The organism is Pseudomonas oryzihabitans (assembly GCF_007665395.1).
Taxonomy (GTDB): Bacteria; Pseudomonadota; Gammaproteobacteria; order Pseudomonadales; family Pseudomonadaceae; genus Chryseomonas; species Chryseomonas psychrotolerans_C.
Genome location: NZ_VDND01000002.1, coordinates 281,012 through 294,136 on the forward strand (window position 1 = coordinate 281,012; position 13,125 = coordinate 294,136).

13 protein-coding genes are annotated in these 13,125 nt (G+C 66.4%); 5 read left to right on the plus strand and 8 right to left on the minus strand.

The genetic code is table 11. The annotated features are described in order from the left end of the window. Positions 1 to 88 precede the first annotated feature (88 nt). Positions 89 to 1,573, plus strand: coding sequence for a SulP family inorganic anion transporter (locus tag FSV73_RS05190; protein WP_145004895.1), 1,485 nt, complete (start codon positions 89 to 91; stop codon positions 1,571 to 1,573). A 286-nt stretch (positions 1,574 to 1,859) separates the two neighbouring features. Here the strand turns inward: FSV73_RS05190 and FSV73_RS05195 are convergent, their stop codons facing one another. The 4 genes from FSV73_RS05195 to purM form a co-directional block, all read right to left on the minus strand. After that, positions 1,860 to 2,039 carry a hypothetical protein gene (locus FSV73_RS05195; RefSeq protein ID WP_145004898.1) on the minus strand — a complete coding sequence of 60 codons (180 nt, stop codon included), beginning with the start codon at positions 2,037 to 2,039 and terminating at the stop codon, positions 1,860 to 1,862. Between the two features lie 525 nt (positions 2,040 to 2,564). Beyond that, complete coding sequence (locus FSV73_RS05200; protein WP_145004901.1) at positions 2,565 to 3,278, minus strand: DUF3108 domain-containing protein; 714 nt, start codon at positions 3,276 to 3,278, stop codon at positions 2,565 to 2,567. 15 nt (positions 3,279 to 3,293) lie between these two features. After that, on the minus strand, positions 3,294 to 3,962 hold the full coding sequence (gene purN, locus FSV73_RS05205; RefSeq protein WP_145004904.1) for a phosphoribosylglycinamide formyltransferase: 669 nt from the start codon (positions 3,960 to 3,962) through the stop codon (positions 3,294 to 3,296). After that, positions 3,959 to 5,020 (minus strand): phosphoribosylformylglycinamidine cyclo-ligase, encoded by a 1,062-nt coding sequence (gene purM, locus FSV73_RS05210; protein ID WP_145004907.1) that lies wholly within the window; start codon positions 5,018 to 5,020, stop codon positions 3,959 to 3,961. The genes purN and purM overlap by 4 nt, the downstream gene beginning before the upstream one ends. A gap of 285 nt (positions 5,021 to 5,305) precedes the next feature. Here purM and FSV73_RS05215 point away from each other — a divergent pair, with 285 nt between their 5' ends. Beyond that, on the plus strand, positions 5,306 to 6,391 hold the full coding sequence (locus tag FSV73_RS05215) for a DUF2066 domain-containing protein (protein ID WP_145004910.1): 1,086 nt from the start codon (positions 5,306 to 5,308) through the stop codon (positions 6,389 to 6,391). Positions 6,392 to 6,488: 97 nt separating this feature from the next. Beyond that, positions 6,489 to 7,193 carry a DnaA regulatory inactivator Hda gene (gene hda / locus FSV73_RS05220; protein WP_145004913.1) on the plus strand — a complete coding sequence of 235 codons (705 nt, stop codon included), beginning with the start codon at positions 6,489 to 6,491 and terminating at the stop codon, positions 7,191 to 7,193. Between the two features lie 15 nt (positions 7,194 to 7,208). Here the strand turns inward: hda and wrbA are convergent, their stop codons facing one another. Next, complete coding sequence (gene wrbA / locus FSV73_RS05225) at positions 7,209 to 7,808, minus strand: NAD(P)H:quinone oxidoreductase (RefSeq protein ID WP_145004916.1); 600 nt, start codon at positions 7,806 to 7,808, stop codon at positions 7,209 to 7,211. Continuing rightward, positions 7,805 to 8,158, minus strand: coding sequence for an arsenate reductase (glutaredoxin) (gene arsC, locus FSV73_RS05230; protein WP_145004919.1), 354 nt, complete (start codon positions 8,156 to 8,158; stop codon positions 7,805 to 7,807). Before arsC ends, wrbA begins: the two co-directional genes overlap by 4 nt. A gap of 91 nt (positions 8,159 to 8,249) precedes the next feature. Between arsC and FSV73_RS05235 the strand changes: the two genes are divergently transcribed. Then, entirely contained in the window at positions 8,250 to 9,500 is a 1,251-nt protein-coding gene (locus FSV73_RS05235) for a YihY family inner membrane protein (protein ID WP_145004922.1), read from the plus strand. After that, positions 9,497 to 9,784, plus strand: a complete 288-nt coding sequence (locus tag FSV73_RS05240; RefSeq protein WP_145004925.1) for an acylphosphatase — start codon at positions 9,497 to 9,499, stop codon at positions 9,782 to 9,784. Before FSV73_RS05235 ends, FSV73_RS05240 begins: the two co-directional genes overlap by 4 nt. Before the next feature lie 16 nt (positions 9,785 to 9,800). Here the strand turns inward: FSV73_RS05240 and FSV73_RS05245 are convergent, their stop codons facing one another. Together FSV73_RS05245 and FSV73_RS05250 are read right to left on the minus strand one after the other, a co-directional pair. Then, complete coding sequence (locus tag FSV73_RS05245; protein ID WP_145004928.1) at positions 9,801 to 11,507, minus strand: proline--tRNA ligase; 1,707 nt, start codon at positions 11,505 to 11,507, stop codon at positions 9,801 to 9,803. Positions 11,508 to 11,662: 155 nt separating this feature from the next. Continuing rightward, complete coding sequence (locus FSV73_RS05250; RefSeq protein ID WP_145004931.1) at positions 11,663 to 12,985, minus strand: OprD family porin; 1,323 nt, start codon at positions 12,983 to 12,985, stop codon at positions 11,663 to 11,665. Between the last annotated feature and the right edge of the window lie 140 nt (positions 12,986 to 13,125).

The following is a 13,125-nucleotide window of genomic DNA, read 5'->3' on the forward strand; positions in this document are numbered from 1 at the left end:
GCGGCAGGACGTGTGCCCACCCTGAAATCCACGCCTGATCCGGCGTCTGCCGCTCGCCCGACGGGTCAGGCACAGGTGCGAGTTTGCTATGTTGAATACCCTCAAGACGCATTGGCTGGCCAATGTGAAGAACGACGTGCTGTCCGGGTTGGTCGTTGCCCTGGCGCTGATCCCCGAAGCCATCGCCTTTTCCATCATCGCCGGAGTCGATCCCAAGGTCGGGCTCTACGCATCCTTCTGCATCGCCGTGGTGATCGCCTTCGTCGGTGGCCGCCCGGGGATGATCTCGGCCGCCACGGGCGCCATGGCGCTGCTGATGGTGACCCTGGTCAAGGAGCACGGCCTGCAGTACCTGCTGGCGGCGACCCTGTTGACCGGGGTGCTGCAGATCGGCGCGGGCTACCTGCGCCTGGGCAGCCTGATGCGCTTCGTGTCCCGCTCGGTGGTGACCGGCTTCGTCAATGCCCTGGCGATCCTCATCTTTCTCGCCCAGCTGCCCGAGCTGACCCACGTCGGCTGGGAGGTCTACGCCATGACCGCCGCCGGGCTGGGCATCATCTACCTGTTCCCGCTATTGCCCGTGGTCGGCCGGCTGCTGCCGTCGCCGCTGGTGTGCATCCTGGTCTTGACCGCCTTGTCCCTCGCCCTGGGGCTGGACATCCGTACCGTGGGCGACATGGGCCAGCTGCCCGACACCCTGCCGGTGCTGCTCTGGCCGCAGGTACCCCTGACCCTCGACACCCTGCTGATCATCCTGCCCTATTCCCTGGCGCTGGCCGTGGTCGGTCTGCTGGAGTCGCTGATGACGGCCACCCTCGTCGATGACTTCACCGACACGCCCAGCGACAAGAATCGCGAGTGCAAGGGGCAGGGCATCGCCAACATCGCCGCCGGCCTGCTGGGCGGCATGGCCGGCTGCGCCATGATCGGCCAGTCGGTGATCAACCTGAAATCCGGCGGCCGCACCCGGCTGTCCACCCTCTGTGCCGGGGTCTTCCTGCTGCTGATGGTGGTATTCCTCGGCGACTGGCTCGCCCGGATCCCCATGGCCGCCCTGGTCGCGGTGATGATCATGGTCGCCCTCGGCACCTTCAACTGGGCCTCGCTGCGCGACCTGCGCCGGCATCCGCTCTCCACCAACCTGGTGATGGTCGCCACCGTGGTGGTCGTGGTCGCCACGCACAACCTGGCGCTCGGGGTGCTGGTCGGGGTGCTGCTGGCCGCGCTGTTCTTCGCCAACAAGGTAGGGCGCCAGCTGCGCCTGACGTCCCGGCTGGAGGCGCCCGGCGTGCGCCGCTACGAGGTACGGGGCCAGGTGTTCTTCTCGTCCACCAGCGCCTTCCTCGCGGCGTTCGATTTCCAGGAACCCCTGGACGAGGTACGCCTCGATCTCAAGGCAGCGCAGTTCTGGGACGTCACCGCCGTCGCCGCCCTGGACAAGGTCGTGCTCCGCTATCGCCGCGACGGCGTGACCGTGCAGGTGCTCGACCTCGACCCGGCCAGCGCGACCCTGGTTGACCGCTTCGGCATCCATGACAAGCCCGGGGGCAGCGAGCAGGTGCTGGGTCACTGAGGGGGACGGGCTAGGACTTCCAGCGGCGTGGAAGACTTGGACGTGCGCGTTGAGGGGGGGCTGACGCCACCCGCTACCGAGGGCAGAAGAACCCGATCAGCGCCAGCGCGAGTTACACAGGTTGGCGCTAAGCGCAGCGAAGCCCAACACCCTACGCCACGCCCCCCTTTGGGCTTCGGTGGTTCGTCGTATGAGTCCAATCTATGAAGCACAGCGACCTCAACGAAAAAGGCCCGCCTCCAAGAGGCGGGCCTTTTTCAGGCAGTCGGTAAACAGGTCGTTCGACTCACTCGGCGTGCGACGCGCCGTCGTGTTCGATCTGCTCCTTGTATTCGAGAGCAGCGGCTTCGCTCTGATAGACGCCGACCAGTTCACCTTCTTGCTTCACATCCCACAGGTGCAGGCCCAGGCCACGGGCTTCACGGGACATATGGTCTTCGTCGCGTTCAGTAACAGTAACGGTCATGCTGTATCTCCTTGGTCGAGCCCGCGCTACGGCTGGGCTTGAAGCCCCATACTAGAGCGTTTGGCCCGCCGACCAAGGTTGATCTCGGCAATAAGTCGTTACAACTTCTGCGACAATCTGTCGCGCCATGAGTTGTCTCGCCTGTCTCCGGGCAGTGTCACGGGTGCCCAGATCCCAGGGAATTGACTCTGCCATAGGCACCGCGAGCCTCGGGTTGTGGCTTCCCGTTCGTCGATGTTGGCTGACGTTATCGCGGCCATGGGCCGCTCCTACAGGGGGGATGCTTTTGTAGGAGCGGCCCATGGCCGCGATAAAGATAAAGACAGTAGCTCCTACACGGGTTCGCGAGTTGGTAGGAACGGCCGCATCGGCGGACCGCCCTGGCCGCTACTGGGGAGCTGGCCTTCACATGGGAAAAGACTGGAGCCTACTCGTTGGCAAGCACGAGAGACGACCGCCCCTTTAATAACGGCCACCCACAAAACAAAACGCCCTCCGAAGAGGGCGTCGTCGCGGGTGCCAGGCTCAGTTGGCGCCTTTCACCGTGCGGCCATTGACCGTGCCTTCCTTGAGGCTGGTCTGGTATTCCTTGCCGTCGCTCTCCTGCTGGTAGAGACGCACTAGCAGGTAGTCCCAATCCTTGGCGAACCACAGCTCGGTCTTGCGGCTGCTCTTGGTGGGGTCGCGCACGCGCTCCACCTTGATGGCATCGAACAGGCCCAGCGGCGTGCGGATACGCTCCGGACCGATGACGCGGAAGTCGTAGGTGTCGATGCTGTCGCCGTCGACGATCTGGTAGCTCATGCTCTTCTTGCCGTCGGCCACGTCCTGCTGCAGCTTGAGCTGGTAGGTCGACTTGTCCAGCAAGCCGCGATCCAGGGTCAAGCTGACCGGGTCGTCCTTGTCCTTGCCAGTGACCTTCTTGCCCGCCCAGTCGAAGGTCAGCTCGCTCTCGCGGCTCTTGCCCAGCCCGCTGCGCTTGTACTGGTAGGTGTCCGGCAGGAAGGCCTCGCCTTCGCGGCGGAAGGTGCTGGATTCATTGAGGCCCGCCACCAGCATGGAAGCCTCGAATTTCAACTCCCAGTGACCATCGGCCGCTTTCTCCAGCGAGCGTTCGGCGGAACCGCTGACCGGCATCTGCTTCCAGTCGGCGGTGTAGCTGGCCGTGAAGGGCTGCAGGTCGAAGGCGAAGGCCGAGGCGCTGCAGAGGGTGGCCAATAGGAACAACAGACGTCGCATCAGGTTCTCCTTGGATCAGCAAAGGGAGGCCGCGACCGAGGTCGACGGCAGGGTAGCCCCGGTGGGCGGCAGTGCCTCGCCGTCGAGCTCGGCACCCGAGGTGCCCAGCCGCAGACGACCTTCGGCGAACAGCCGCACCGCCACAGGATAAAGGAGGTGCTCGGCGGCGTGTACCCGGGCCGCGAGGCTCTCCGCCGTGTCTTCGGCCTGCACCGGCACGCGCGACTGCAGGACGACCGGGCCCCCGTCCAGTTCTTCGGTGACGAAGTGGACGCTGCAGCCGTGCCAGGCATCGCCCGCGTCGAGGGCGCGCTGGTGAGTGTGCAACCCCTTGTACAGCGGCAGCAAAGAGGGATGGATATTGAGCAGGCGACCCTGGTAGCGCCGCACGAAGGCTGGCGTGAGGATGCGCATGAAGCCGGCCAGCACCACCAGGTCGGCGCCCTGGGCGTCGATGGCGGCGGCCAGCGCCGCATCGAAGCTGTCGCGGTCGGCATGCTCGCGGTGATCGATCACCGCGGTGGCGATCCCGGCGTGCCGTGCCCGCTCCAGGCCATAGGCCTCGGCGCGGTTGGCGATCACCGCCGCGATCCGCACGGGCGGTGTCGCGGCGTCGATCAGGGCTTGCAGGTTGCTGCCGTGGCCGGAGACGAGCACCACCACGGCGCAGTCGGCAGGGCTCATCCGTGCTGTTTCAGGTTGTTCAGGACCACCTGGTCGGCGCCGGCCGCGGCCTGCTCGATGCGGCCGATGACCCAGGGCTGCTCACCCTCGGCGCGCAGCACCTGCAGGGTGGCTTCGACCTGGTCGTGGGCCACGCAGATGACCATGCCGACGCCACAGTTCAGCACGCGGTGCATCTCGGTCTCGTCGACGTTGCCCTGCTGCTGCAGCCAGTCGAATACCGCCGGACGCTGCCAGCTGGCCACGTCCAGTACTGCCTGGGCGCCTTCGGGCAGCACGCGCGGGATGTTGTCCAGCAGGCCGCCGCCGGTGATGTGGGCCATGGCCTTGACCGCTCCGGTGTCCTTGATCAGCTTGAGCAGCGGCTTGACGTAGATGCGGGTGGGCGCCATCAGCAGTTCGGTCAGCGGCTGGCCGTCGAGCTGGATGTTCTCGATGTCGGCACCGGCCACCTCGATGATCTTGCGGATCAGCGAATAGCCGTTGGAGTGCGGGCCGGAGGAGGGCAGGGCGATCAAGGCGTCGCCGGTGGTGACCTTGGAACCGTCGATGATCTCCGACTTTTCCACCACGCCCACGCAGAAACCGGCCAGGTCGTAGTCTTCGCCTTCGTACATGCCGGGCATCTCGGCGGTCTCGCCACCCACCAGGGAGCAGCCCGCCTGTTCGCAGCCGGTGCCGATGCCGGTCACCACCTGGGCGGCGACGTCGACATTGAGCTTGCCGGTGGCGTAGTAGTCGAGGAAGAACAGCGGCTCGGCGCCGCAGACCACCAGGTCGTTGACGCACATGGCGACCAGGTCGATGCCGATGCTGTCGTGCTTGGCCAGGTTCATGGCGAGGCGCAGCTTGGTGCCGACGCCGTCGGTGCCGGAGACCAGCACCGGCTGGCGATAGCCGGCCGGGATCTCGCACAGGGCACCGAAGCCCCCCAGGCCGCCCATGACTTCCGGGCGGGCGGTGCGCTTGGCGACGCCCTTGATGCGTTCTACCAGAGCCTCACCGGCGTCGATGTCCACACCGGCGTCCTTGTAGCTCAGCTGGGGTTGTTTGCTCATGAATCCTGGCCTTTAGCGAATGGCGAAACGAGCCGGCTGGCGCCAGCCGGCGATGAGGCGGGCGATTTTACCAGAAGCCGTGCCAAAGCACGCGGCCCGCCGCGCCCTCCGGTCCGGGACGGGATGGCACCCCGCCCGCGCCAGAGGGTCTGAGCCAGACCGCCGGCGTTTGCGCCTGGCGACGCCGTCCTCCTGCGGGCTGTTTCGCGGCCCGTGCCGCCGCGCCCTTGCCCGCGAGGCAGGCGGCTTTTAAGGTATGCCCCTTGCCCCTTCTATGGAATCGCCATGCGCCGTCTCGTCCTTCCGTTGCTCGCTTCGCTGCTGGTCCTGAGTCCGCTCGCCCGCGCCGAGGTGGTGGACAACCTCTACCAGGTCCGCGAGCCGGTGGACTCGCAACAGCCGGACGAGCGCAATGCGGCGCTCAAGCGCGCCCTGCAGGAGCTCGCGGGGCGCCTGACCGGCAATCCCCAGGCCGGCCAGACCCCGGCGCTGGCCAGTGCCCTGGCGGCGCCCGAGTCCCTGATCAGCCAGTACGGCTACGACGCCGGTCCGCCGCAGGTGCTGGTGGTCAACTTCGACCCGGCCGCCACCGAGCGTGCGCTCGGCCAGGCCGGCCTGTCGGTATGGGGCGCCAATCGCCCGGTGGTGATGGTCTGGTGGCTGAACGATGCCGACAGTGGCGCGACCCTGCTGGGTGATGGTCAGCAGGCCAGCGTCGGCGTGCAGCGCGGTGCCCAGCGCGCCGGCCTGCCGATCCGCCTGCCCCTGGCCGACCTCAGCGAACAGCTGGCCGGCACCGCCGCCAACATCGATGCCAGCGATCCGACCGCCCTGCGCCAGGCCTCCGAGCGCTATGGCGCCAATGCCCTGCTGGCCGTGCATGCCAAGCCCCAGGGCAATGGCTGGCAGGCCCAGTGGCGGCTGTGGAACGGCACCGCCGCTGAGCAGGGCAGCAGCCAGGCGGCCGACCAGGACGCCCTGGCCACCGCCGTGCTGCAGGAGGTCGGCGCGCGCCTGTCGAAAAAATTCGTCTCTCGTCCGGGGACGACCCAGCCGCTCACCCTGGTGGCCGACAACTCCAACTTCGAGCGCTACGCCCAGCTGCAGAAGGTACTGGAGCCCCTGTCGAGCCGGCTGGTGAAGGTCGAGGGGACCCAGCTCACCTACGACCTCACCGCCAATCCGGATCAGTTGCAGGCGCAGCTGAATCTGGCGGGTCTGCAGCCCGCCACGGCGCCGGCAGCCCCTGCCGCTCCTGCGACCACGAGCCCCGCGCCGGTGGACGCCAATGCCGCGCCGACGGCCCCCGCGGCCCAGCCCGCGCCGGCCGCCCAGCCGGGTCGCACCACCCTGTATTTCCGCTGGCCGTGAGCGCGCGCGAGCCGCGCTGAAGTGGCTGCTGCGAGGGAGCCGGGTTTTGGTTAGACTTGGCGCCCTCGCGAAACCGCCAAGAGCCGTCCGAGCCGGCATGATGCCTCTACAGCTGCCCCTGGGTATTCGTCTGCGTGACGACGCCACCTTCGTCAACTACTACCCCGGCGCCAATGCCGCGGCGCTCGGCTATGTCGAGCGTCTGTGCGACGCCGATGCCGGCTGGACGGAGAGCCTGATCTATCTCTGGGGCGGCCCCGGTGCCGGGCGCAGTCACCTGATGCAGGCCGCCTGTCACCGCCTGGAAGAGTTGGGCGAACGCGCCATCTACCTGCCCATGGGCGAGCTGGCCGACTACGGCGTGGAGCTGTTCGACAATCTCGAACAGTGCGAGCTGGTCTGCCTGGACGACCTTGACGCCCTGGCCGGCCAGCGGCGCTGGGAGGAGGCGCTCTTCCACCTGTTCAACCGCCTGCGTGACGCCGGCAAGCGGCTGCTCATCTCCAGCACCGCCGCGCCACGACAATTGCCGGTGCAGCTCCCCGATCTCAAGTCGCGGCTGACCCTGGCGCTGGTCTTCCAGCTGCGCCCCCTGTCCGACGAAGACAAGCTGCGCGCCTTGCAACTGCGCGCGTCGCGCCGGGGCCTGCACCTGACCGACGAGGTCGGGCGCTTCATCCTCTCGCGTAACACCCGCAGCATGGACGCCCTGTTCGACATGCTCGAGCGCCTCGACCAGGCCTCGCTGCAGGCGCGGCGCAAGCTCACCATCCCCTTCGTCAAGGAAATCATGGGCTGGTAGCCGCGCCGGCTACGGCTATTTCCGCAAGCGACCGGCCAGGGTCGCCAGGCGCTTGCCCAGGGCCCGGCACAGGGCGATCTCCTGTTCGTCCAGCGCGCGCTTGCCATCGGCACCGGCGAAATGACTCGGCCCGTAGGGCGTACCGCCGCCCTTGGTCTCCAGCAGGGCGCTTTCGCTGTAGGGCAGGCCGGTGATCAGCATGCCGTGATGCAGCAGCGGCAGGGCCATGGACAGCAGGGTGCTCTCCTGGCCGCCATGCAGGCTGGCGGTGGAGGTGAAGACGCCCGCGGGCTTGTCCACCAAGGCGCCGGTCAGCCAGAGGCTGTTGGTGCCGTCGAGGAAGTACTTCATGGCGGCGGCCATGTTGCCGTAGCGGGTCGGACTGCCCAGGGCCAGGGCCGCGCAATCGCGCAGGTCGTCGAGGGTCGCATAGACCGCGCCCTGCTCGGGTACCGCCGGGGCGACGGCGGCGGATTCGGCCGAGACCGCCGGCACGGTACGCAGCCGTGCGGCCATGCCGCCCATCTCCACCCCGCGGGCGACCTGCCGGGCCATCTCGGCGGTGGCGCCGTGGCGGCTGTAGTAGAGCACCAGGACATAGGCTTCGGGGGTCATTGCAGGAGCTCCAGGACACGTTCGGGCGGGCGACCGACGACGGCGCGTGCGCCGCGCACGGCGATGGGTCTTTCGATCAGCTTGGGGTGGGCGGCCATGGCCGCGACCAGGGCGTCGTCATCCAGCGCCGGATCGGCGAGGTTCAAGTCGCGATAGGCGTCCTCGCCGGTACGCAGCAGCTGCCGTGCACCTATCCCGAGCTTGGCGAGCAGCGCGCGCAGCGTGGCGGCGTCCGGCGGCGTTTCCAGGTAGGGCACCACGGACACGGCTAGCTCGCGGCTTTGCAGCAGGGCGAGGGCCTCGCGCGATTTCGAACAGCGCGGGTTGTGATAGAGGACGATTTCACTCATGGGCTGATCCATAGAAGGTAAGATGCCCATTGTAGCGGGTTGGCGAGGACTGCCGCGCCAGCCCTTGACCGTGCCTTTCGAGGAACCGCCAATGCCGGCCCGCTTGCGTGAACTGCTGTCCTTCGTTCGCTACCTCGCCGAGCGCTTCATCGAAGACCGCGCCCCCAACAATGCCGCGGCCCTGACCTACACCACCCTGTTCGCCGTGGTCCCGGTGATGACCGTGACCTTCGCCATGCTCTCGGCGATTCCCGCCTTCCAGGGCACCGAAGTCCAGATCCAGGCCTTCATCTTCCGTAACTTCGTGCCGTCCACCGGGGCGACGCTGGAGGAATACCTGCGCAACTTCATCGAACAGGCGCGGCACCTGACCTGGCTCGGTGTGGCGCTGCTGGCGGTGACCTCCTTCTTCATGCTGGTGACGGTGGAAAAGACCTTCAACGACATCTGGCGGGTGCGTATTCCCCGGCGTGGGGTGTCCAGCTTCCTGCTCTATTGGGCGGTGCTCAGCCTGGGGCCGCTGCTGCTGGGCGCCGGCTTCGCCATGAGCACCTACCTGGCCTCGGTGGCCCTGGTGTTCGGCTCCTATGGCATGTCCGGCGCCCAGGCCCTGCTCAAGGTCACGCCGCTGCTATTCAGCATCGCCGCCTTCACCCTGATGTACGCCGCCGTACCCAACACCCGGGTGCCCCTGCGTCATGCGCTGATCGGCGGCGCCCTGACCGGGGTGCTGTTCGAGGCGGCCAAGAGTCTCTTTGGTCTCTATGTCTTCTACTTCCCCGGCTACCAGCTGATCTATGGCGCCTTCGCCACGGTGCCGCTGTTCCTGGTATGGATCTATGTCTGCTGGCTGATCGTACTGCTGGGGGCGGAGGTGGTCTGCAGCCTGTCCACCACCCACCACTGGCGGCGGGCACCGCTGCCGGCCTTCTTCATCCTGCTCGCCGTGCTGCGCGCCTTCCTGGAGCGCCAGCAGAGCGGCTCCAGCCTGCATCTGGGGCGCCTGCACCAGGCCGGCTGGAAGTTGCCGGAGCACGAATGGCATGCGGTGCTGGCCTTCCTGCAACAGGAGCGCCTGGTGTGCCAGAACGACAGCGGGCACTGGGTGCTCTGCCGCGACCTGCATGGCTATGCCCTGCTGGACCTGCTGGATCGTTCGCCCTGGATGCCCCCCGCGCCGGAGAACTGGCCACCGGCGGAACGCTTTCCCGGCGACTGGTACCCGCAGTTGCACGACGCCTTCGCACGCCTGCAGGCGCAACGGCATGACCTCCTCGCCGGTAGCGTGGCCCAGTGGCTGAGAGTCGCGCCGCTGCTGGAAGAGCGCGGAGCCCCGCGATGACGGCCAGATTGGCCTGGCATGGCCTGATCGGTGGTCGCGTGCAGGGCGTCTACTATCGCGAGAGTACGAGGCAGGCGGCGCAGCGATTGGGGATCACCGGTTGGGTACGGAATCTGGCCGATGGCCGGGTCGAGTGCCATCTGGAAGGTTCGGTCGAGGCCCTTGCCGAACTGGAGACCTGGCTCTGGCAGGGACCGGCAGCGGCGCAGGTGACGGCCGTGGCGCTGGAGGAGGTGGCCTTGCAGGGTTTCACCGATTTCCAGGTCAGGCGCGCGAATGCCTGACCTGGAGCGGGAGCCCTCAGCGAGCCTTGAGGAAGGTGACGATCTCGGCCAGGGCGACGTTCTGGCTGTCGCTGTCGGTCCGGCCCTTGTACTCGACCACGCCCTCGTTGAGGCCGCGCTCGCCCACCACCAGGCGATGGGGGATGCCGATCAGCTCCATGTCGGCGAACTTCACACCGGGGCTGGTCTTCTTGTCGCGGTCGTCCAGCAGCACGTCGAAGCCGGCGGCCTTCAGCTCGGCATAGAGACTATCGGTGGCTTCCTTCACCGCCGCGTTCTCGTACTTCATCGGCACCAGGGCGACCTGGAAGGGCGCCAGGGCGGCCGGCCAGCGGATACCGCGCTCGTCATGGTTCTGCTCGATGGCCGCGGCGACCACGCGGGATACCCCGATGCCATAGCAGCCCATGGTCAGCAGGGTCGGCTTGCCTTCCTCGCCCAGGACCGACAGCTTCATGGCCTCGCTGTACTTGGTGCCCAGCTGGAAGATGTGGCCCACTTCGATGCCGCGCTTGATCACCAGGGTGCCCTGGCCATCGGGGCTCGGATCGCCGGCCACCACGTTGCGCAGATCGGCGACCGGGGGCAGCGGCAGGTCGCGCTCCCAGTTGACGCCGAAGTAGTGCTGGTCTTCCTGGTTGGCGCCGATGCCGAAGTCACTCATCAGGGCGACCGAACGGTCGATGACGCAGGGGATCGGCAGGTTCATCGGGCCCAGGGAGCCAGGGCTCGCACCGATGGCGGCGCGGATCTCGGGCTCGCTGGCGAACACCAGGGGGCTCGCCACCTCGGGCAGGTTGCTCGCCTTGATCTCGTTGAGTTCGTGGTCGCCACGGATCACCAGGGCGACCAGGGTGCCTTCCTCGGCACCGCGGACCACCAGGGTCTTCACGGTCTTCTCGATGGCCAGGCCGAATTTCTCCACCAGGTCGGCGATGGTCTTGGTCTCGGGGGTATCGACCAGGCGCAGCTCCTCGGTGGCGGCGCCACGTGCGGTTTCCCGCGGCAGGGCCTCGGCCTTCTCGATGTTGGCGGCGTAGTCGGAGCTGTCGCTGAAGACGATATCGTCTTCCCCCGAGCCGGCCAGCACATGGAATTCATGAGAACCGCTGCCGCCGATGGAGCCGTTGTCGGCCTGCACCGGCCGGAAGTTCAGGCCCAGGCGGCTGAAGACGTTGCAGTACGCCTGGTACATGGCGTCGTAGGTTTCCTGCAGCGATGCCTGGTTCAGGTGGAAGGAATAGGCATCCTTCATCACGAATTCGCGGCCACGCATCAGGCCGAAGCGCGGGCGGATCTCGTCACGGAACTTGGTCTGGATCTGGTACAGGTTGATCGGCAACTGCTTGTAGCTGTTCAGCTCGTTGCGCATCAGGTCGGTGATGACTTCCTCGTGGGTCGGGCCCACGCAGAAATCGCGCTGGTGCCTATCCTTCAGGCGCAGCAGCTCGGGGCCGTACTGTTCCCAGCGACCGGATTCCTGCCACAGCTCGGCGGGCTGGATCGCCGGCATCAGCACCTCCAGGGCGCCGGTGGCGTTCATTTCCTCGCGCACCACGGCTTCCACCTTGCGCAGCACGCGCAGGCCCAGCGGCAGCCAGGTATAGAGACCGGAAGCCAGCTTGCGGATCATGCCGGCGCGCAGCAGCAGCTGGTGGCTGATCACTACGGCATCGGAAGGGGTTTCTTTGAGGGTGGACAGCAGGAACTGGCTGGTACGCATGGCTAGGCGGTCTGTCGGCATCGAGACGGGACCGGCATTGTACGGCGGGGTGGGGCAGGGCGTACAGGGAGGCGGGCGAGGGCGGCCGGAAGCCGGAAAAACAACAGCCCGGCGGAGGCCGGGCTGCTAGATCGTGCGAGAAGCGCTGGTTCCTGTTACAGGATGCTCAGCGGGTACTCGGTGATCAGGCGGAACTCGTTGATGTTGCCGCTGCCGCCGCTGCCGGTGCTGGCATCGCCACGGTGCCAGGACTGACGGATACGGAAGGACAGGTCCTTGGCCGGACCGCTCTGCAGCACGTACTTGGCTTCGACGTTGGTTTCGAATTCCTTGTCGCCATCCTGGTAGAAACCGGAGTAGACGGTGTTGGTGCTTGGAGCATCGATGCCGGTACCACGGATGTAGCGCGCCATGAAGCTCAGGCCGGGTACGCCAAGGGTAGCCATGTTCAGGTCGTAGCGAGCCTGCCAGGACTTCTCGCCAGGGGCGTTGAAGTCGGAGAACTGTACGGAGTTGGCCAGGAAGATGCTGTCGCCGCCGCTACCCACGTTGCCATTCTTGCCACCGGCGCCGACGTAGTCGAACGGGGTATCACCGTTGACCTTCTGGAAGGCCAAGGTAAAGGTGTGAGCATCGATGCTGTAGGCTGCGGCCAGCGAGAAGGCGTTGTTGCTGAAGTCACCCAGCTCGGCGCTGCCAGCGTCCTTGCTGTAGTAGTAGTTGGCGTCGAAGGTCAGCGACTGGTTGGCGCTGATCGGCTGGACGTAGTTCAGGTTGGCGTAGTACTGGTTCCACAGGTCTTCCAGGCGACCGTAGTACAGCGAGGCGCTCAGTTGATCGTTGATCTTGTACTTGCCACCCAGGTAATCGCCCGAGTTGGCGGTGATGCCGCCATAGGCTGCGCCGAGGTTGCCGTCGTGATAGGTATTGATGTTGTCACGACCAGCGGTGAAGTGACCTGCTTCCAGGAACAGGTTCTTGACCTCTTCGCTGGTCAGCATGAAGCCGGTAGCGGTCTGCGGGAACAGGCGGCTGCCACCCACGGCGAACACCGGCGAGGTGGGCTGCAGGTTGCCGTACTTCAGCACGGTGTTGGAAATGCGCAGCTTCACAGCGGCGCCAGCGGTGGAGTACTCGTCGTTCGGACGGCCATCGTCGCCGATCGGCAGGTTGCCGGTGCCGGCGTAGCCCTTGCCGCCATCCAGTTTGATGCCGAGGTAACCGAAGGCATCCACGCCGACACCAACGGTGCCCTGGGTGAAGCCCGATGCGTAGTTCAGCAGGAAGCCTTGGCTCCAGTCGCGGCGGTCATTGGCGCCGGCGTTACGGTCCCGGTTGAAGTAGTAGTTACGGTTCAACAGGGTCAGCTTGCTGTCTTCGACGAAGCCCTTGGACTCGGACTGCTGGTCGGCGAAAGCCAGTTGAGTGGTCCCTGCCGCTACGGCCAGGGCGATAACGCTCCACTTCATCGCTTGCATCAGAAATGCTCCTTTGGTTTTGAGGATCAGCCATCGTGTCAGCCGTGGCTGTTTGTTCTAATGGCGGCACATATAGCACCTCTCTTGGAGGGGCGATAGGCTTTATCAAAAAATTGCGTGAGATGAGCGGATTAGCGGCG

Excerpts from the sequence above, each read along its gene's own strand:
- arsC (WP_145004919.1), bottom strand. The coding sequence starts at position 8,158 with ATGAGTGAAATCGTCCTCTATCACAACCCGCGCTGTTCGAAATCGCGC.
- FSV73_RS05245 (WP_145004928.1), bottom strand. The coding sequence starts at position 11,507 with ATGCGTACCAGCCAGTTCCTGCTGTCCACCCTCAAAGAAACCCCTTCC.
- hda (WP_145004913.1), top strand. The coding sequence starts at position 6,489 with ATGATGCCTCTACAGCTGCCCCTGGGTATTCGTCTGCGTGACGACGCC.
- FSV73_RS05240 (WP_145004925.1), top strand. The coding sequence starts at position 9,497 with ATGACGGCCAGATTGGCCTGGCATGGCCTGATCGGTGGTCGCGTGCAG.
- purM (WP_145004907.1), bottom strand. The coding sequence starts at position 5,020 with ATGAGCAAACAACCCCAGCTGAGCTACAAGGACGCCGGTGTGGACATC.
- FSV73_RS05200 (WP_145004901.1), bottom strand. The coding sequence starts at position 3,278 with ATGCGACGTCTGTTGTTCCTATTGGCCACCCTCTGCAGCGCCTCGGCC.
- FSV73_RS05235 (WP_145004922.1), top strand. The coding sequence starts at position 8,250 with ATGCCGGCCCGCTTGCGTGAACTGCTGTCCTTCGTTCGCTACCTCGCC.
- wrbA (WP_145004916.1), bottom strand. The coding sequence starts at position 7,808 with ATGACCCCCGAAGCCTATGTCCTGGTGCTCTACTACAGCCGCCACGGC.
- purN (WP_145004904.1), bottom strand. The coding sequence starts at position 3,962 with ATGAGCCCTGCCGACTGCGCCGTGGTGGTGCTCGTCTCCGGCCACGGC.
- FSV73_RS05215 (WP_145004910.1), top strand. The coding sequence starts at position 5,306 with ATGCGCCGTCTCGTCCTTCCGTTGCTCGCTTCGCTGCTGGTCCTGAGT.
- FSV73_RS05250 (WP_145004931.1), bottom strand. The coding sequence starts at position 12,985 with ATGCAAGCGATGAAGTGGAGCGTTATCGCCCTGGCCGTAGCGGCAGGG.
- FSV73_RS05190 (WP_145004895.1), top strand. The coding sequence starts at position 89 with ATGTTGAATACCCTCAAGACGCATTGGCTGGCCAATGTGAAGAACGAC.
- FSV73_RS05195 (WP_145004898.1), bottom strand. The coding sequence starts at position 2,039 with ATGACCGTTACTGTTACTGAACGCGACGAAGACCATATGTCCCGTGAA.